Source organism: Pseudomonas sp. BNK-45, assembly GCF_047456255.1.
In the GTDB taxonomy this organism is placed as follows: domain Bacteria; phylum Pseudomonadota; class Gammaproteobacteria; order Pseudomonadales; family Pseudomonadaceae; genus Aquipseudomonas.
Window position 1 is genome coordinate 1,266,718 of record NZ_CP179909.1, and the last position, 17,768, is coordinate 1,284,485.

Consider the following 17,768-nt stretch of genomic DNA (forward strand, 5'->3'; position numbering starts at 1 on the left):
AGCAGATCAGCGCTGCACGACCCGCAGGGGCGCGTGCTCCTTGGGCAGGACCCGCTTGGCAACCACGTAGTGGCTCTGCCAGTAGGGTTTCTTCAGGGTGTCGATGGTCACCGCCTTGCCGCGCCGCGGGGCGTGGATGAAGCGGTCTTCGCCCAGGTAGATGGCGACGTGGTTGACCTTGCGGCTCTTGATGTTGAAGAACAGCAGGTCGCCCGGCTTCAGGTCCTTGCGCTCGACCTTCTGCCCGTGGCCGCTGGCCATGGCGTTGGACGTGCGCGGCAGGTCCACGGCGGCAACGTCGTTGAAGGCGTAACGCACCAGGCCGCTGCAATCGAAGCCTTTACTTGGGCTGCTGCCGCCCCAACGATAAGGAGTACCGAGAACGTTGACCGCGCGGCTGAGGACTGTGGTGCTCGGCCGGCCGGCGTTGTTGGCCACCAGCTTGCTATCGGTCTTGCTCAGGCGGGTGGGGTGCTTGATGGTGGTCTTGTTCTTGGCGGTGACCGTCGAAACATGCGGTTTCGGGGTGTAGCCATTAACGTTGGGAAGTCGTTGCTCACGGTTGGTGGCGTGGGCGGCCAGTGGCATTAATAGGCAAATGGTTAGCCATGTCTTGAAAAATGGTCGCATTAGGCAAGGCTCTTATTTGGTTTGCGCGCAACTTTATAACAGCTTTCGGGTCACTTCCGTGGCCGTTTGTCGATTCAACCTTGGGGTCAACTTCGGCAAAGAGGTGGCAACTTGACGCAGAAAACTGTCAGAAGTCAGGCAGTACAAGGCTTTGACGGGAGAGAAGGTAACATCGTCCACATGTCGAACGCCTGTAAAAAAGTCACAAAGTTTTTAAGAATATTTATCTATCACCTGCAAAGAGGCTCTTAATGAACACCTATCGTCAGGATGCATCCGCTCATGACACTCACAGCAAGGTGATCGGTTACCTGTTGTGGATTTTCGGTTTTACCGGTGCCCACCGCTTCTATTACGGCAAGCCGGTAACCGGGACCCTCTGGTTCTTCACCTTCGGTCTGTTGGGCATTGGCTGGCTGATCGACTTGTTTTTGATCCCGTCCATGGACCGGGAAGCGGACTTGCGTTTCACCTCGGGCCCACTGGAGTACAGCGTCGCCTGGATACTCCTGACCTTCCTCGGAGTCTTTGGCGTACATCGCATGTACCAGGGCAAATGGCTGAGCGGGGTGATCTATCTGTTCACCGGCGGCCTGTTCTTCCTCGGGGTGCTGTACGACTTCTGGACCCTGAACGATCAGGTGTCCCTGGAAAACGCCAAGCGCCGCTGATTCAGTCAGCGGCGCAGGCGGTGATGGCGTTGCATGGGGCTGTTGCCGCAGGCCGCCATCAGGAGCGGCGGCTCCTTCGGAGCCGTTCGCAGCCTGCGGCAGCGGCTACAGGGTGCCAGCCAGGGAGTCAGCCTTGATAGCTGATGTGCCCGTCCACCAGGGTGTAGCGCACCGCGCCCGGCAGGCTATGGCCGAGGAACGGGCAGTTCTCGCCCTTGGACAGCCAGCGCTCGCCGGCCACGGTGGAACTGGCCGGGTCGAACAGCACCAGGTCCGCCGCGCCACCTTCCACCAGCTTGCCCGCCGGCAGGCGCAAGGCCTCGGCAGGGCCGGCACTGAGGCGCGCCAGCAGGGTCGGCAGGTCCAGTAAACCGTCCTGAACCAGGGTCAGGGCCAGTGGCAGCAGCAACTCGACGCTGCTGATGCCCGGCTCGGTGGCGCCGAACGGTGCCAGCTTGGCGTCACGTTCATGGGGCTGGTGATGGCTGGAGATGGCTTGCACCACCCCGGACTTCACCGCCTCGCGCAGGGCGTCACGGTCGGTCCGCGAGCGCAGTGGCGGCTGCACGTGATACAGGCTGGAGAAGTCGATCAGCGCCTCGTCGGTGAGGATCAGCTGATACAGCGCCACATCGGCGGTCACTGGCAGGCCGCGGGCCTGGGCCTGGGCAATCAGTTCCACGCCGCGGGCGCTGGTCAGCTGGCTGAAGTGCGCGCGCACGCCGCTTTGTTCCACCAGCAGCAGGTCCCGGGCCAGGGCCACGGTTTCCGCGCTTTCGGGAATCCCCGGCAAACCGAGGAAGCTGGCGGTAGCGCCTTCGTGGGCCAGGCCGCCTTCGGCCAGGTCGCGATCCTGGGAGTGGAAGATCACCGTCAGGTCGAAGGTGGCGGCGTATTCCAGGGCACGGCACAGGGTGCGGGTGCTGCGGAAACCGTCCAGGCCGTTGCCGAAGGCCACGCAACCGGCGTCACGCAACGCGATCAGCTCCGCCAGTTGCTCGCCTTCCAGTCCCTTGCTCAGAGCCCCGATCGGGAAGACTTTGCTGTTGCCGGCTTCGCGGGCGCGGTCGAGGATCAGTTCGGCCACCGCCGAGGTGTCCAGCACCGGCTTGGTGCGCGGTGGGCAGCACAGGCTGGTGACGCCACCGGCCGCGGCGGCGCGGGTTTCGCTGGCGATGCTGCCCTTGCGGCTGTAGCCCGGCTCGCGCAGGGCCACGCTCAGGTCCACCAGGCCAGGCGCGGCCACCAGGCCCTTGGCGTCGATGCTGGTGACGGCATTGAAACCACCCGGGGCGGCGCCGATGGCGACGATCTTGCCGGCTTCCAGGTGCAGATCAGTGGTTTGATCCAGGCCGCTGCTTGGATCGATGACGCGGGCGCCGAGAATGCTGAGCTTCACTGGGCGTTCTCCTGCTCGAATTGTCGCTGGGCGGTCTGCCCGCTCATGGCCATGGACAGTACGGCCATGCGCACTGCAATGCCGTAGGTCACCTGATTGAGGATCACCGAGTGCGGACCGTCGGCCACCGCCGATTCGATCTCCACGCCACGGTTGATCGGGCCCGGGTGCATGACGATGGCGTCGGGCTTGGCCCCGGCCAGGCGCGCGGTGGTCAGGCCGAACAGGCGGTAGAACTCGCCTTCGCTGGGCAGCAGGCCGCCCTGCATGCGCTCACGTTGCAGGCGCAGCATGATCACCACGTCCACGTCCTTCAGGCCTTCGGTCATGTCGGTGTAGACCTTGACCCCGTACTGCTCGATACCGATGGGCAGCAGGGTTTTCGGTGCGATCACGCGGATGTCCGGGCAGCCGAGGGTTTTCAGCGCCAGCATGTTCGAGCGCGCCACCCGCGAGTGCAGGATGTCGCCGACGATGGCCACCGAGAGGTTCTCGAAGCCGCCCTTGTGCCGGCGGATGGTCAGCATGTCGAGCATGCCCTGGGTCGGGTGGGCGTGACGGCCGTCGCCGCCGTTGATGATCGCCACCTGCGGGCACACGTGTTCGGCGATGAAGTGCGCGGCGCCGGAGTCGCCGTGGCGTACTACGAACATGTCGGCGGCCATGGCTTCCAGGTTGCGCAGGGTGTCCAGCAGGGTTTCACCCTTGCTCGCCGAGGAGGTCGAGACATTCAGGGTGATCACGTCCGCCGACAGCCGCTGGGCCGCCAGTTCGAAGGTGGTGCGGGTGCGGGTGGAGTTTTCGAAGAACACGTTGCACACGGTCTTGCCGCGCAGCAGCGGGACTTTCTTCACCGCCCGGGCGCCGACTTCGAGGAAGGAGTCGGCGGTGTCGAGGATTTCCGTCAGCAGCTCGCGGTTCAGGCCGTCGAGGGACAGGAAATGGCGCAGCTGGCCCTGATCGTTGAGCTGCAGCGGGCGCTTGGCGTCTAGAGGCGTCATCGCAATGGACTCTTAAAAGGGCGAGTTAGAGGGCGAGGTCTTGGAGCTCGAGTTGAAGCGGCGCAGGACCGGACAATTTTACCCGCTCGTGGGCGGCCAGCGACAGGGTCGCGCCCACCACATTCGGACGGATCGGCAGCTCGGCGGCGTTCAGGTCCAGCAGGCAGACCAGGGTCACGCTGGCCGGGCGGCCGTAGTCGAACAGTTCGTTGAGGGCGGCGCGGATGGTCCGGCCGCTCATCAGCACGTCGTCGATCAGCACCAGGTGCTGGCCTTCGATCTCGAACGGCAGCTCCGAGGGACGCACTTGTGGGTGCAGGCCGTTCTGGCTGAAGTCGTCGCGATAGAAGGACACGTCCAGGGTGCCCAGGGGCGCGTCGCTGCCCAGGGCTTCCAGCAGGGCCTGGGCCACCCAGACGCCGCCGGTACGGATACCGATGAAGCGGGGCTCGCTGATAGCGCGCTGGGCCAGGTGGGCGTTGAGATCAGTGGCCATCTGGCTGATCAGGGCGGCGGGATTGGGCAGGCTCATGGTGGCTCCTTCGTGGGCTCGCGCCGGGTTGCCGGGCAGCGAGGCGCGTGGGACTTGCGGCTGGTGTTGGGCCAGGAGGCGCGCAGCAGGGGGCCGCGCCTCTTCAGGATTCGGGTTTCAGGTGTTCAACAGGCCGGCGTTTTCATCGAGCCAGCCCTGCAGCAGCAGGGCCGCGGCGATGGCGTCCACCGGGTTGTCGCGGTAACTGCCTTTCTGCCCGCCCCGGGCCAGGCGTTCGCCCTTGGCCTCGAAGGTGGTCAGGCGTTCATCGTGGGTATAGAAGGGCACATTGAAGCGGCCGTTCAGGCGCCGGGCGAACTTCTCGGCCCGCACGCACATATCGCTGGGGCTGCCGTCCATGTTCAGGGGCAGGCCTACCACCACGGCGTCGGGTTTCCATTCCTCGATCAGCGCTTGCACCTGATTCCAGTCCGGCACGCCGTTCTGCGCCTTGAGGGTGCACAGCTCGCGGGCCTGGCCGGTGATGGCCTGGCCCACGGCGACGCCGATCTGCTTGGTGCCGTAGTCGAAGCCGAGGATCAGTCGCAAGGCCATCAGGCGTGGCCCGCCTGGCTGGTGAGCAGGTTGAGGTTGACCCCCAAGTGCCGGGCGGCGGCTTCCAGGCGCAGTTCGCTGCTGGTGTTGAACAGGATGTCGGCGTCGAAGGGGCAGGTCAGCCAGGCGTTGTCCGCCAGCTCGGCTTCCAGTTGCCCGGCTTCCCAGCCGGCATAGCCCAGGGCGATCAGGCTCTTGGCCGGGCCGACACCGTCGGCGATGGCGAACAGCACGTCTTGGGAGGTGGACAGGGACAGCCCTTCGAGCTCCACCGTGGCCTGGTAGACCGGGCCGCTGGGATGCAGGACAAAGCCGCGATCGGTCTGCACCGGGCCGCCACTGAAGATCGGCACGTGCTGGCACAGCAGCGACGGCTCTTCGTCGGGGCGCAGTTGTTCGAGGATATCCGCCAGGTTCAGGTCCTGGGGCCGGTTGATCACCAGGCCCATGGCGCCACTGGCGTTGTGCTCGACGATGTAGGTCAAGGTCTGCGCAAAGTTCGGGTCGGCCATATGGGGCATGGCGATCAGGAAGTGATGCTTGAGATAGCTTGGGCTGACATTTTTCATGAGCGCTAGTGTGGCGATGGCGGGCCCGGCTGACAAGCGCCAGCCGGTGGGTACTGGCCTGCCGGTGCAGGTGGCGCGGGGGAGGGCGTATCCGCTGAGGGGCCTCTGCGCCGGCCAACCGGCTGTTGCGGGTGCTGGGCGCTTGCCAGCGGGTGCGGATTAATTGCTGGACAGCTTGTCGCCCCGGGCGAAGCGCCAGGTGCGGATGATTTCCAGGCGGTCGATGTCCGACAGGTCGCCGGTGAAGGGCGCGAACGGCGCGGCCAGGCGCACGATGCGCTGGGCGGCCTGGTCCAGCAGCGGCTGGCCGGAGGACTCCAGTACCAGCACTTCATACAGTGAGCCGTCGCGGTTGATCGAGACCATCAGCCGCAAGTTGCCGTAGATCTGCTTGCGGCGGGCCTCCTCGGGGTAGTTGAGGTTGCCGATGCGCTCGACCTTCTTGCGCCATTCGTCCTTATACCAGGCACCCTTGTCGCGCATGGTGGAGGCGGCGCTCAGGCGGTGGATGCGCGGGCGCTTGGCATACAGCTGTTGTTCGTTGGCCAGCTCCGCTTCCAGGCTAGAAATCTCGCTGGACAGCTGGGAGCTGTCGAACGTCGGAGTCTCGGCCTTGGGCGTCGGGTCTTTCCTGACCTCTTCACGCTGGGTCACGGTCTTTTTCGGTTTCGGCGCGGTGGTGGCCACGGCTGCCTTGGGCGCGGCTTCCTTGACCTCGGGCTTGACCGACGGCGGAGGCACCACCTTTTTCACCGAATTGTCCTGGAACGGCGCCACCTCGGTGGTTTTCGGAATGGCCTTCTTGTCCAGGGTGCCGCTGCCTTCCTGGTGCTCCTGGGCGAGAAAGTCGGCCTTCTTCGGCTTGGTCTCGCTCTTGAAGGTGGCCAGGGTGATTTCCAGGGTCTTGCTGATGGTCTGGGGCTCGGCGAAGGAAAAGCCCAGGCCGAGGATCAGTGCCAGGTGCAGGAGCGCCGCCAGGAACAGGGTAAATCCCAGGCGATCGGCCGCGCGCACGCCGCCATGGGCTAGCTCGGGGGGCAGATCGGACGGCAGGCTCATGGGCGTTTCGACATCACGGCAGGCATCACACAACCAACATCACGTTTTCACAGGCGGCGCATGATAACGCAATGTTGGTTTCAAGCCTTGAGTGCCAAGCTTCAAGCGACAAGCTGCAGATGACGCAGATCAAGCTTGCGGCTTGTTGCTGGCGGCTTGCAGCTTGCGTTCGATGGCATCCATCAGCCGCGCGCCGATTTGCGTGCCGAAGGCGTTGTCGATCTCACGGATGCAGGTGGGGCTGGTGACGTTGATTTCCGTCAGGTGCTCGCCAATCACATCGAGGCCGACGAACAGCAAGCCCTTGGCCCGCAGGGTCGGGCCGACCTGGGCGGCGATCCAGCGGTCCTTGTCGCTCAGTGGACGGGCTTCGCCACGCCCGCCGGCGGCCAGGTTGCCACGGGTTTCACCGGCGGCGGGGATGCGCGCCAGGCAGTAATCCACCGGTTCGCCATCGATCATCAGGATGCGCTTGTCACCGTCCTTGATCGCCGGCAGGTAGGCCTGGGCCATGATCTGCTGGCTGCCGAGCACGGTCAGGGTTTCCAGGATCACCGACAGGTTCGGGTCGCCGGCGCGGTGGCGGAAGATCGAGGTGCCGCCCATGCCGTCCAGAGGCTTGAGGATCACGTCGCCATGCTCGGCGGCGAACTCGCGCAAAACATCGGCGCGCCGGCTGACCACGGTCGGCGGGGTGCACTGCGGGAACAGGGTGGCGAACAGCTTTTCATTGCAGTCGCGCAGGCTCTGGGGCTTGTTGACCACCAGCACGCCGGCGCTTTCGGCCTGTTCCAGCAGGTAGGTGGAGTAGACGAACTCCATGTCGAACGGCGGGTCCTTGCGCATCAGGATCACGTCCAGATCGCTCAGCGGGCAGTCGATCTCGGCGTCCAGCTCGAACCATTTCTCCGGGTTGGCGAACACCTGCAGCGGGCGCATGCGCGCCCGCGCCACGCCAGCGCCCTGGTACAGGTCGCGCTGCTCCATATAGAAGAGGGTCCAGCCGCGCTCCTGGGCGGCCAGCAGCATGGCCAGCGAGCTGTCCTTCTTGTAGGAGATGCTGGCGATAGGGTCCATGACAATCCCGACGCGAACGCTCATGGGTGGATTCCTTTAAGAAAATAAGTGGAAGCAAGGCAAAAAAAGTGGCGTCAGAGTGGCGCTGACAAGGGCCTGGGTCAAGGAAAAACCACTGCCTGGCGTGGTCCATAGATTGCAGAGGGGAGAGTGTGCTAAAAAGGCTCGCATGCCGGGCCGAGGCCTTGAAGTTCAAGGGTTTGGGGCGTAGGCCAGCGGTACCGGATCAAATCATTCGCTGGGGCGATGGCAGAGCAGATATGGAACAGCATTCCAACGCCTTGAAGGTGATGGTGATCGACGATTCGAAGACGATTCGCCGCACGGCCGAAATGCTGTTGAAGAACGTCGGCTGCGAGGTCATCACCGCCGTGGACGGTTTCGAGGCCCTGGCCAAGATCGTCGATCATCATCCCGGCATCATCTTCGTCGACATCATGATGCCGCGGCTCGACGGCTATCAGACCTGTGCGCTGGTGAAGAACCACAGCGCGTTCAAGTCCATTCCCGTGATCATGCTGTCCTCCAAGGACGGCCTGTTCGACAAGGCCAAGGGGCGCATCGTCGGCTCCGATCAGTTTTTGACCAAACCCTTCAGCAAGGAAGAACTGCTGAGCGCAATCAAGGCCCACGTTCCGGACTTTGTCGCGCTTGCGCCACAGTAGACACGCACAATGGCGTTCGGCCCGCGGGCCGCGCGCCCATACCGTATGGGGAAGACCATGGCTCGTATTCTGATCGTCGATGACTCGCCGACTGAAATGTACAAACTCACCGGCATGCTGGAAAAGCACGGCCATGAAGTGCTCAAGGCCGAGAACGGTGCCGACGGCGTGGCCCTGGCCCGGGAAGAAAAGCCCGATGCGGTACTGATGGACATCGTCATGCCCGGCCTCAACGGCTTCCAGGCCACCCGCCAGTTGACCAAGGACGCCGAGACCAGCCATATCCCGGTGATCATCATCACCACCAAGGATCAGGAAACCGACAAGGTCTGGGGCACTCGCCAGGGCGCCAAGGACTACCTGACCAAGCCGGTGGACGAAGAGACCCTGATCAAGACCCTGAACAGCGTCCTGGCCGGCTGATCGCCCGGCCATGAGCGAAACCCAGACCGCCTTCGAGCTGCTGCTGGAGATCGACCAGCGCTGCCGCCTGCTGGCCGCCGACCTGCCGTCCCAGGAAACCCGCCAGCACGGCTGGAGCGGTATCGGCTTCCGCCTCGGGGAGCACTGGTACGTGGCCGCCATGGGCGAAATCAGCGAGGTGCTGCACGAGCCGCGCTACACCCTGCTGCCCGGGGTCAAGCCCTGGGTCAAGGGCGTGGCCAACCTGCGCGGGCGGCTGCTGCCGGTCATGGACCTGTGCGCCTTCTTCGGTCATGAGCTGTCGCCCCTGCGCAAGCAGCGACGGGTGCTGGTGGTGGAGTACAAGGAACTGTTTGCCGGCCTGCTGGTGGATGAAGTGGCGGGCCTCAAGCATTTTGCCCAGGACAGTCTGGAGCCCGGCCCCGGCGACTTTGCCATTGCCGCGATCAACCCCTACCTGCAGGGGCAGTTTCGCAGCGACCAGCTCTGGCAGGTCTTCAGCCCCTTCGCCCTGGCCCGCTCGCCGGCGTTTCTGCAGGTGGCGGCGTGAGCCTCGCCCGGTCCCGCTTGCCCTGCGTTCGCTGTACCCCGGCCAGCCTTGCTGCCCTGGTTCCATCCATGCTGCCCGAGCGTTGCGTGCGCCCCGGGCTCCTGAAAGCGGGATCACCCGCTCGCCACAGGCCTGATCGATGACCAAAGCCAAAACCGGCAAGCCCCTGGAGGGCTCCCGCAGCCGCTCGCAGATCATCGTGCTGTTCATCGCACTGATCGTGTTCATCATGCTGCTGTTCGCCAACTTCGCTTACCTGAACACCCAGGCCACCTACGACAAGCAGTACATCGGCCATGCCGGCGAGCTGCGGGTGCTGTCCCAGCGCATCGCCAAGAACGCCACCGAAGCGGCAGCCGGCAAGGCCGCGGCGTTCAAGCTGCTGGGGGATGCGCGCAACGACTTTGCCCAGCGCTGGGGCTACCTGAAGAAGGGCGACCCGGCCACCGGCCTGCCCGGCGCGCCGGTGGTGCTGCGCCAGGAAATGCGCGCCGTGCAGCTGGACTGGGAAAAACTGCTGAAGAACGCCGATGTCATCCTCGGCAGCGAGCAGACGGTGCTGTCCCTGCATCAAGTGGCGGCGACCCTGGCGGAAACCGTGCCCCAGTTGCAGGTGGAATACGAGAAGGTGGTGGAGATCCTCCTGCAGCGCGGTGCCCCGGCCGCCCAGGTGGCCATGGCCCAGCGCCAGTCGCTGTTGGCCGAGCGGATTCTGGGGGCGGTCAACACGGTGCTGGCCGGCGACGAAAATGCGGTCCAGGCCGCCGACGCCTTTGGCCGGGATGCCGCGCGCTTCGGCCAGGTCCTCAACGGCATGCTGCAGGGCAACCCAGGGTTGAAGATCAGCCAGGTCGAAGACCCGGACGCCCGGGCCCGGTTGGCGGAGATTTCCGAATTGTTCGAGTTCGTCTCCGGTTCCGTGGACGAGATCCTCGAAACCTCCCCCGAGCTGTTCCAGGTCCGCGAATCGGCGAGCAACATCTTCAGCCTGTCCCAGACCCTGCTGGACGAAGCCTCGCTGCTGGCCACCGGCTTCGAGAACCTGGCCGGCAGCCGCAAGCTGGACACCATCGGCGGTTATGTCCTGGGCCTGCTGGCCCTGGCCTCGATCATCCTCATCGGCCTGGTGATGGTCCGCGAAACCAACCGCCAGCTGCGGGAAACCGCCGAGAAGAACGAGCGCAACCAGAACGCGATCATGCGCCTGCTGGACGAGATCGAGGACCTGGCCGACGGCGACCTGACGGTGACCGCCTCGGTGACCGAGGACTTCACCGGGACCATCGCCGACTCCATCAACTATTCCGTCGACCAGCTGCGCGACCTGGTGGCCACCATCAACCTCACGGCGGGTCAGGTGGCCGGCGCGGTGCAGGAAACCCAGGCCACCGCCATGCAACTGGCCGAAGCCTCGGAGCACCAGGCCCAGCAGATTTCCGAAGCCTCCACGGCGATCAACGAGATGGCCCAGTCCATCGATCAGGTGTCGGCCAACGCCGCCGAGTCCTCGGCGGTGGCCGAGCGTTCGGTGGAAATCGCCAACAAGGGCAACGAGGTGGTGCACAACACCATCCACGGCATGGACAACATCCGCGAGCAGATCCAGGACACCGCCAAGCGCATCAAGCGACTGGGCGAGTCCTCCCAGGAAATCGGTGACATCGTCAGCCTGATCGACGACATCGCCGACCAGACCAACATCCTGGCCCTCAACGCGGCGATCCAGGCCTCCATGGCCGGCGATGCCGGGCGTGGTTTTGCCGTGGTGGCCGACGAAGTGCAACGGCTGGCGGAGCGCTCCTCGGCCGCCACGCGGCAGATCGAGACCCTGGTGCGGGCGATCCAGACCGACACCAACGAAGCGGTGATCTCCATGGAGCAAACCACCACCGAAGTGGTGCGCGGCGCGCGTCTGGCCCAGGACGCGGGGGTGGCCCTGGAAGAGATCGAAGGCGTGTCCAAGACCCTGGCGGCGCTGATCCAGAGCATTTCCAACGCGGCCCAGCAGCAGACCACGTCGGCCGGGCAGATCTCCCTGACCATGAACGTGATCCAGCAGATCACCTCGCAAACCTCGTCCGGCTCCACCGCGACCGCCGAGAGCATCGGCAACCTGGCGAAAATGGCCAGCCAACTGCGCCGCTCGGTGTCCGGCTTCACCTTGCCGGCCACCCGGGCCCCGGCCCCGAATGACAATCGCTGACGCAAGGCCTTGACGGGAGTGGTGATGGTGGACCGGCATGACTATGTGGCCCTGGAATGGGTCAAGGGCGAAATTGCCGAAACCTTGAAGCAGGCGCATCAGGCCTTGGAACACCTGGCGGATGACCCCCAGGACCCGGATGCCCTCGGCCAGTGCCTGGCGGGGATCCACCAGGTCCATGGCAGTCTGCAGATGGTGGAGTTCTACGGCGCCGCGCTGCTGGCCGAGGAAATGGAAAAGCTCGCCCTGGCCCTGCAGCAGAACCGGGTGGCCCAGCGCGACGAAGCCCTGCGCCTGCTGCGCCAGGCCATCGGCCAACTGCCCCAGTACCTGGACCGGGTGCAGAGTGCCCGCCGCGACCTGCCCCTGGTGGTGCTGCCGCTGCTCAACGATCTGCGCAGTGCCCGGGGCGAAGGCCTGCTCTCGGAAACCAGCCTGTTCAGCCCGCAACTGCCCAGCCTGCCGACCCTGTCCGACAAGGCCCTGGCGGCTCTGGAGCCGCTGGAGTTTCCCACCCAGATGCGCAAGTTGCGGCACCTGCTGCAAACCGCGCTGGTGGACCTGCTGCGCGAGCAGGACGCCGAACACTGCCTGGGCCACATGGCCAAGGTCTTCGAACGCCTGGAGGCGCTGTGCCAGGACGCACCGCTGGCGCCCTTGTGGCACATCGCCTCGGCCCTGGTGGAAGGCATGCGCCAGGGCGTGATCGCCAACAGCCCGGCGGTGCGCAGCCTGCTCAAGGACGCCGACAAGGAACTCAAGCGCCTGCTGGAACAGGGCATGCCCGGAATCAACCAGGCCGCGCCCGACGAATTGCTCAAGAGCCTGTTGTTCTACATCGCCAAGGCGCGCCATCCCACCCCATTGATGCTGACCATGAAAGAACGTTACGGACTGGACGACGCGCTGCCCGACAGCGCGGTGGTGGATGAGGAACGGGCCCGCCTGGCCGGGCCCGACCGCGATGCCATGCGCTCGGTGCTGACCGCGGTGTGCGATGGCCTGGTGCGGGTCAAGGAGCGCCTCGACCTGTTCGTGCGCAGCGACCGCCAGCACACCGGCGATCTGGACAGCCTGCTGTCTCCCTTGCGGCAGATCGCCGACACCCTGGCGGTGCTGGGTTTCGGCCAGCCACGCAAGGTGATCATCGACCAGTTGGCGGTGGTCCAGAGCCTGGCCCAGGGCCAGCGCGCGCCGGACGACGCGGTGCTGATGGATGTGGCCGGGGCCTTGTTGTATGTCGAGGCGACCCTGGCCGGGATGGTCGGTACCGTGGAGCCGGAAAGTCCCGAGGACAGCCGCCTGCCCACCACCGACCTGACCCAGATCCATCAGTTGGTGATCCAGGAAGCCCTGGTCTGTCTGCGTCAGGCCAAGGACCTGATTGGCGAGTGCATCGAGGCCGACTGGGAGCGCGAGCAACTGGTGTCGGTGCCCGAGTTGCTGACCCAGGTGCGCGGCGCGCTGGCGATGATCCCGTTGCCCCGTGCCGCCAGCCTGATGGAAGCCTGCAATCGCTTCATCAGCGAACAGCTGCTGCAGGATTCGCCCCGGCCGGACTGGCGGCAACTGGACCACCTGGCGGATGTGATCACCAGCCTTGAGTACTACCTGGAGCGCTTGAAGGAGGACCACCAGGCGCCGGGGGAGAAGTTCCTCGACCTGGCGGAGCAGGGCCTGACGGCCTTGGGGCATGCCCCCGTGGCGCAAGCGGCATTGCCGGAGCGGCCCGCAAGCGGCGGCGAGGCGCCGGCGCTGCCGGTGTCACAGGCAGCGGACGAGCCCCGGCCGGCGCAGTCTCTGGCCGATGCGCTGGCGGCCCCGGTGTCGGCGCTCAACCCGCCGGCCCTGATCACCCCCGGCAGCCTGCTGCCGCCGCCGGTGGACGAAGAGCCGGTCGACGACGAACTGCGGGAAGTCTTCCTTGAAGAAACCGAGGAAGTGCTGGACATGCTCCGCGAGTACCTGCCGCGCTGGACGGCCGAGCCCCAGGGCCAGGCCGCCCTGAGCGAACTGCGTCGAGCCTTCCACACCCTCAAGGGCAGTGGGCGCATGGTGCGTGCCCTGGTCCTGGGGGAACTGGCCTGGGCGGTGGAGAACCTGCTCAACCGGGTGCTGGAGCACAGCGTTGCCCCCAGCGCCGAAGTCCGGCAACTGGTGGCCGACACCCTGCAACTGCTGCCGGACCTGATCGGCGAATTCGCCGCCCGGGCCCAGCGCCAGCGCGAGGATGTCGACCGCCTCGCCGCTCGCGCCCATGCCCTGGCCAAAGGTGCCGCAGCCGACGCCCTCGCTGAAGGCCAGGCGCTGGACCCGCAGTTGCTGGAGATCTTCCGCGCCGAAGCCCAGACCCACCTGGACAGCATCCAGCGTTTTCTCGAACGGGCTGCCGAGCACCTGCCGCTGCAGGCCAGCGATGAACTGCAACGGGCCCTGCATACCCTCAAGGGCAGCGCCTCCATGGCCGGGGTGCTGCCGATGGCCGAGCTGGCCGGGCCCTTCGACCAGCTGGCCCGGGAATACCGGGCCCACCTGATTCCCCTGGACCTGGACGAAGTCGAGCTGTTGCTGGAAGCCGAAGGCCTGCTGCGCCGCGGGTTGCGGCAACTGGACAGCGATCCGCTGGCGCCCATCGACGGCGCCCGCTCACTGGTGGGGCGCGCCCTGGCACTGCTCGGCGAGCGCCTGGAAACCCTGCTCAACGCCCCGGACGCCGCCCCCCGGGCCAAGCGCGATCCGCACTTGATCACCAACTTCCTGGCCCAGGGCATGGACATCCTGCTGGACGCCGAAAGCCTGCTGCGGCGCTGGCAGCAGCATCCCGGCGAGCGTCAGGAACTCAGTGCCCTGCTGGACGAACTGACCACCCTCGGTGAAGGCGCGCACCTGGCCGACCTGCACCCGGTGGATGAACTCTGCGAAGCCCTGCTCGACCTCTATGGCGCGGTGGAGGAGAGCAGCCTGGCGGTCAGCGAGCGCTTCTTCCACGAGGCTGAAAGCGCCCACGAGGCCTTGCTCAACATGCTCGACGAACTGGCCGCAGGCCAGGCGGTCAGCCCCTGCGCGGAGCGGGTCCAGGCCCTGCGCGATTTGCTGCACGAAGGCCTTGATCCGAGTGCCACCGGCCTGATCAAGAGCGATGGCAGTCGGGCCTTGAGCATCAGTGAACTGGGGGCGGCCACCGCGCGCCTGGAGCAGACGCCGGGGCAGGCGGACGCAGACGCGGAGATCGTCGAGATCTTCCTCGAAGAAGCGGTGGACCTCCTCGAAAGCGCCGATCAGGCCCTGCAACGCTGGTTGGCGGACCCGGAAAACGGCGCGCCGCTGTCCTCCCTGCAGCGGGACCTGCACACCCTTAAGGGGGGCGCGCGAATGGCCGAAGTGACGCCGGTGGCGGAGCTGGCCCAGGAGCTGGAGTCGTTGTACGAGGGCCTGGTGGACCGGCGCTACAGCCACAGCCAGCACCTGGGCCTGCTGTTGCGCAGCAGTCATGAGCAATTGGCGTTGCTGCTGCATCAGTTGCAGAGCGCGCGGCCCCTGGATGATTCCCGGGCTCAGGTCGAAGCCGTGCGCGCCTACCGGCAGCAGGCAGCCAGCCCCGCCGAGACGGCCGAGACGGCCGAGAACGCGCCCTCCGAGGACAGCGCGGCCCAGGATCCGGAGCTGCTGGAGATCTTTCTCGAAGAAGGCTTCGACATCATCGACAGCTCCGCCGCGGCCCTGGCGCGCTGGCAGGCCGACCCCCAGGCGCGTCAGGAGGTGGAAACCCTGCTGCGGGACCTGCACACCCTCAAGGGTGGGGCGCGAATGGTGGAAATCGCCCCCATCGGCGACCTGGCCCACGAGCTGGAGTTTCTCTTCGAAGGCTTGTCCGCCGGGCTGCTGCAACCCAGCCCGGCATTGTTCACCCTGCTGCAGAAAAGCCACGACCGCCTGGCGCAGATGCTCGATGCGGCCCGCGCCGGGCAACCCATCGAGCCGGCGCAGAAACTGATCGAGGCAATCCACGACCTGAGCCATCCGCGCGTGCCGTCCGTGCCCGGGGCGCCTGCGCCGATGCCGGCGAGCAAGCCGGAGCCGACGGCCCCCGCCGCGGAGGCCGCGGTGGTGGGCGACATGGTCAAGGTGTCGGCGGAACTGCTGGACGATCTGGTGAACCTGGCCGGGGAAACCTCGATCTTCCGGGGGCGCATCGAACAACAGGTCAACGATGCCCGGGTAGCGCTTGGCGAGATGGAAACCACCATCGAGCGCATGCGTGACCAGTTGCGGCGCCTGGACACCGAAACCCAGGGCCGCATCCTCAGTCGCCAGCAAGTGGAGGCCGAGCGCCTGGGCTACGAGGAATTCGACCCGCTGGAAATGGACCGGCATTCGCAGTTGCAGCAGTTGTCCCGGGCCCTGTTCGAGTCCGCCTCGGACCTGCTGGACCTCAAGGAAACCCTCGACCGGCGCAACCACGACGCCGAGAACCTGTTGCAGCAGCAAGGACGGATCAACACCGAATTGCAGGAAGGCCTGATGCGCACGCGCATGGTGCCCTTCGAGCGCATGGTGCCCAGGCTCAAGCGCATCGTGCGGCAGGTGGCCGAAGAGCTGGGCAAGGACGTGGAGTTCGTGGTGGGCAACGCCGAAGGGGAAATGGACCGCAACGTTCTCGAACGCATGGTCGCGCCCCTGGAGCACATGTTGCGCAATGCCGTGGATCACGGCCTGGAGGCCGCCGACGTGCGCCGCGCCGCGGGCAAGCCGCCCCGGGGGCGGATCAGCCTCGATCTGTCCCGGGAAGGCGGCGACATCATCTTCGACATGCGCGACGACGGCGCCGGGGTGCCCCTGGAAGCGGTGCGCGCCAAAGCCATCAAGCGCGGCCTGCTGGATCCGCAAGCCGCGATCAGCGACCGCGAGGTGCTGCAGTTCATCATGCAGCCGGGGTTTTCCACCGCCGAGAAGATCACCCAGATCTCCGGGCGCGGGGTGGGCATGGACGTGGTGCACGAGGAAGTGCGGCAACTGGGCGGCAGCATGAGCATTGATTCGGTGGCCGGGCAGGGGGTGCATTTCCGCATTCGCCTGCCCTTCACCGTCTCGGTCAACCGGGCGTTGATGGTGCAGTGCGCCGATGAGCAGTACGCGATCCCGCTGAACACCGTCGAAGGCATCGTGCGGGTCTTGCCGGGTGAGCTGGACGCCCATTACCAGCTCGATCCGCCCCGTTACGAATACGCCGGGCAGGGCTATGACCTGTGCTACCTGGGGGAACTGCTGCACACCGTGCCGCGCCCGAAACTGCTGGGCCAGGTGCTGCCGCTGCCGGTGCTGCTGGTGCACTGCAACGAACAGCGCATCGCGGTGCAGGTGGATGTCACGGCCGGCACCCGGGAGATCGTGGTCAAGAGCCTGGGGCCGCAATTCGCGGCGGTGCAGGGCCTGTCCGGGGCGACCATTCTCGGCGATGGCCGGGTAGTGCTGATTCTCGATCTGCTGGCGCACCTCCGTGCGCTGCAGCTCCAGGCACCGCGGCCGGGGCCGAGCGGCGAGGCCGTGGCCGCCGAAGTCCAGCCGCCACGGCCGATGCTGGTGCTGGTGGTGGACGATTCGGTCACCGTGCGCAAGGTCACCAGCCGCCTGCTGGAACGTCATGGCATGAACGTGCTCACCGCCAAGGACGGGGTCGACGCCATGACGCTGCTGGCCGAGCACACCCCGGACCTGATGCTGCTGGACATCGAGATGCCGCGCATGGACGGTTTCGAAGTGGCGATCCAGGTACGCAACGACCCGCGCCTGCAACACTTGCCGATCATCATGATCACCTCCCGCACCGGGCAGAAACACCGCGACCGGGCCATGGCCATCGGGGTCAATGACTACCTCGGCAAGCCCTATCAAGAATCGGTGCTGCTGGAAAGCATCGCCCTGTGGAGCAAGCCCCATGCTTGATCACCGCGCCAGCACCCTGACCGGTCTGTTGCTGCCCCTGGCGGACCGTACCCTGATCCTGCCCAACGTGGCGGTGGCCGAACTGATCGACTATCAGCAGGGCAGCTTCGACCTGGATTCGCCGCCCTGGTACCTGGGCCGGGTGCTGTGGCGCGAGCGGTGGATTGCGCTGATCAGTTTCGAGTCGGCCTGTGGTGGCAAGACGGTGTTGGGCGAGCGGGCGCGTATCGTCGTGCTCAACGCCCTGGGCGGACGCCCGGAGCTGAAGTTCATGGCCTTGCTGGTGCAGGGCATTCCCCGCTCCTGCAAGCTCGACAGCCAGTTGAGTTATGTCGATGTGCCGTTGGCGCCTCTGGAAAAGGCCGCGGTGCAGGTGGCCGAGCAAGTGGCCAAGGTCCCGGATCTGCTGGCGCTGGAGGAGTTGCTGGTGGGGGCGGGGCTGCTGTCCTAGGCGTGTTTTGCCGGCAAGCCGGTGGCGTGAAGCACGCGCG

General features: G+C 65.9%; 15 protein-coding genes. 7 read left to right on the forward strand and 8 right to left on the reverse strand.

Annotated elements, in window-relative coordinates; all coding sequences use genetic code 11:
- Window positions 1–6: 6 nt before the first annotated feature.
- Window positions 7–630 carry a C40 family peptidase gene (locus tag ACMGG8_RS05850; RefSeq protein ID WP_060841536.1) on the reverse strand — a complete coding sequence of 208 codons (624 nt, stop codon included), beginning with the start codon at window positions 628–630 and terminating at the stop codon, window positions 7–9.
- 251 nt (window positions 631–881) lie between these two features.
- Here ACMGG8_RS05850 and ACMGG8_RS05855 point away from each other — a divergent pair, with 251 nt between their 5' ends.
- Entirely contained in the window at window positions 882–1,301 is a 420-nt protein-coding gene (locus tag ACMGG8_RS05855) for an NINE protein (protein WP_060841535.1), read from the forward strand.
- 127 nt (window positions 1,302–1,428) lie between these two features.
- Here ACMGG8_RS05855 and ACMGG8_RS05860 read toward each other — a convergent pair whose 3' ends face one another.
- The 7 genes from ACMGG8_RS05860 to gshB all read right to left on the reverse strand — a co-directional run bounded on the left by ACMGG8_RS05860 (window position 1,429) and on the right by gshB (window position 7,517).
- The gene (locus tag ACMGG8_RS05860) at window positions 1,429–2,700 is read right to left on the reverse strand and encodes a dihydroorotase (RefSeq protein WP_414159297.1); all 1,272 of its coding nucleotides are present in this window, start codon (window positions 2,698–2,700) and stop codon (window positions 1,429–1,431) included.
- On the reverse strand, window positions 2,697–3,701 hold the full coding sequence (locus tag ACMGG8_RS05865; protein ID WP_011064007.1) for an aspartate carbamoyltransferase catalytic subunit: 1,005 nt from the start codon (window positions 3,699–3,701) through the stop codon (window positions 2,697–2,699). The genes ACMGG8_RS05860 and ACMGG8_RS05865 overlap by 4 nt, the downstream gene beginning before the upstream one ends.
- Window positions 3,702–3,726: 25 nt before the next feature.
- On the reverse strand, window positions 3,727–4,233 hold the full coding sequence (gene pyrR / locus ACMGG8_RS05870; protein WP_060841533.1) for a bifunctional pyr operon transcriptional regulator/uracil phosphoribosyltransferase PyrR: 507 nt from the start codon (window positions 4,231–4,233) through the stop codon (window positions 3,727–3,729).
- Window positions 4,234–4,350: 117 nt separating this feature from the next.
- A complete protein-coding gene (gene ruvX, locus ACMGG8_RS05875; protein WP_060841532.1) occupies window positions 4,351–4,788 on the reverse strand; it encodes a Holliday junction resolvase RuvX in 438 nt (145 codons plus the stop codon).
- Window positions 4,788–5,357: a YqgE/AlgH family protein gene (locus ACMGG8_RS05880; RefSeq protein ID WP_414159298.1), complete on the reverse strand. Its 570-nt coding sequence runs from the start codon at window positions 5,355–5,357 to the stop codon at window positions 4,788–4,790. Before ACMGG8_RS05880 ends, ruvX begins: the two co-directional genes overlap by 1 nt.
- Window positions 5,358–5,516: 159 nt before the next feature.
- Window positions 5,517–6,416 carry an energy transducer TonB gene (locus tag ACMGG8_RS05885; protein WP_060841530.1) on the reverse strand — a complete coding sequence of 300 codons (900 nt, stop codon included), beginning with the start codon at window positions 6,414–6,416 and terminating at the stop codon, window positions 5,517–5,519.
- A 129-nt stretch (window positions 6,417–6,545) separates the two neighbouring features.
- Window positions 6,546–7,517 (reverse strand): glutathione synthase, encoded by a 972-nt coding sequence (gshB, locus tag ACMGG8_RS05890; RefSeq protein ID WP_060841529.1) that lies wholly within the window; start codon window positions 7,515–7,517, stop codon window positions 6,546–6,548.
- A 236-nt stretch (window positions 7,518–7,753) separates the two neighbouring features.
- Here gshB and pilG point away from each other — a divergent pair, with 236 nt between their 5' ends.
- From pilG to ACMGG8_RS05920, 6 genes are all read left to right on the forward strand, one after another.
- Complete coding sequence (gene pilG / locus ACMGG8_RS05895) at window positions 7,754–8,158, forward strand: twitching motility response regulator PilG (RefSeq protein ID WP_016964938.1); 405 nt, start codon at window positions 7,754–7,756, stop codon at window positions 8,156–8,158.
- Between the two features lie 57 nt (window positions 8,159–8,215).
- Window positions 8,216–8,581 carry a twitching motility response regulator PilH gene (gene pilH, locus ACMGG8_RS05900; protein ID WP_042941009.1) on the forward strand — a complete coding sequence of 122 codons (366 nt, stop codon included), beginning with the start codon at window positions 8,216–8,218 and terminating at the stop codon, window positions 8,579–8,581.
- Window positions 8,582–8,591: 10 nt separating this feature from the next.
- Window positions 8,592–9,131 carry a chemotaxis protein CheW gene (locus ACMGG8_RS05905; RefSeq protein ID WP_414159299.1) on the forward strand — a complete coding sequence of 180 codons (540 nt, stop codon included), beginning with the start codon at window positions 8,592–8,594 and terminating at the stop codon, window positions 9,129–9,131.
- 139 nt (window positions 9,132–9,270) lie between these two features.
- Window positions 9,271–11,334: a methyl-accepting chemotaxis protein gene (locus ACMGG8_RS05910; RefSeq protein ID WP_129405922.1), complete on the forward strand. Its 2,064-nt coding sequence runs from the start codon at window positions 9,271–9,273 to the stop codon at window positions 11,332–11,334.
- Window positions 11,335–11,358: 24 nt separating this feature from the next.
- Window positions 11,359–17,277, forward strand: a complete 5,919-nt coding sequence (locus ACMGG8_RS05915) for an Hpt domain-containing protein (protein ID WP_414159300.1) — start codon at window positions 11,359–11,361, stop codon at window positions 17,275–17,277.
- Entirely contained in the window at window positions 17,270–17,728 is a 459-nt protein-coding gene (locus ACMGG8_RS05920) for a chemotaxis protein CheW (RefSeq protein WP_129405924.1), read from the forward strand. Before ACMGG8_RS05915 ends, ACMGG8_RS05920 begins: the two co-directional genes overlap by 8 nt.
- Window positions 17,729–17,768 lie beyond the last annotated feature (40 nt).

Coding starts and splice junctions, on each gene's coding strand:
- ACMGG8_RS05920 (WP_129405924.1), top strand. CDS start 17,270: ATGCTTGATCACCGCGCCAGCACCCTGACCGGTCTGTTGCTGCCCCTG.
- ACMGG8_RS05885 (WP_060841530.1), bottom strand. CDS start 6,416: ATGAGCCTGCCGTCCGATCTGCCCCCCGAGCTAGCCCATGGCGGCGTG.
- pilH (WP_042941009.1), top strand. CDS start 8,216: ATGGCTCGTATTCTGATCGTCGATGACTCGCCGACTGAAATGTACAAA.
- ACMGG8_RS05915 (WP_414159300.1), top strand. CDS start 11,359: ATGGTGGACCGGCATGACTATGTGGCCCTGGAATGGGTCAAGGGCGAA.
- gshB (WP_060841529.1), bottom strand. CDS start 7,517: ATGAGCGTTCGCGTCGGGATTGTCATGGACCCTATCGCCAGCATCTCC.
- pyrR (WP_060841533.1), bottom strand. CDS start 4,233: ATGAGCCTGCCCAATCCCGCCGCCCTGATCAGCCAGATGGCCACTGAT.
- ACMGG8_RS05905 (WP_414159299.1), top strand. CDS start 8,592: ATGAGCGAAACCCAGACCGCCTTCGAGCTGCTGCTGGAGATCGACCAG.
- ACMGG8_RS05855 (WP_060841535.1), top strand. CDS start 882: ATGAACACCTATCGTCAGGATGCATCCGCTCATGACACTCACAGCAAG.
- ACMGG8_RS05910 (WP_129405922.1), top strand. CDS start 9,271: ATGACCAAAGCCAAAACCGGCAAGCCCCTGGAGGGCTCCCGCAGCCGC.
- pilG (WP_016964938.1), top strand. CDS start 7,754: ATGGAACAGCATTCCAACGCCTTGAAGGTGATGGTGATCGACGATTCG.
- ACMGG8_RS05880 (WP_414159298.1), bottom strand. CDS start 5,357: ATGAAAAATGTCAGCCCAAGCTATCTCAAGCATCACTTCCTGATCGCC.
- ACMGG8_RS05865 (WP_011064007.1), bottom strand. CDS start 3,701: ATGACGCCTCTAGACGCCAAGCGCCCGCTGCAGCTCAACGATCAGGGC.
- ruvX (WP_060841532.1), bottom strand. CDS start 4,788: ATGGCCTTGCGACTGATCCTCGGCTTCGACTACGGCACCAAGCAGATC.
- ACMGG8_RS05850 (WP_060841536.1), bottom strand. CDS start 630: ATGCGACCATTTTTCAAGACATGGCTAACCATTTGCCTATTAATGCCA.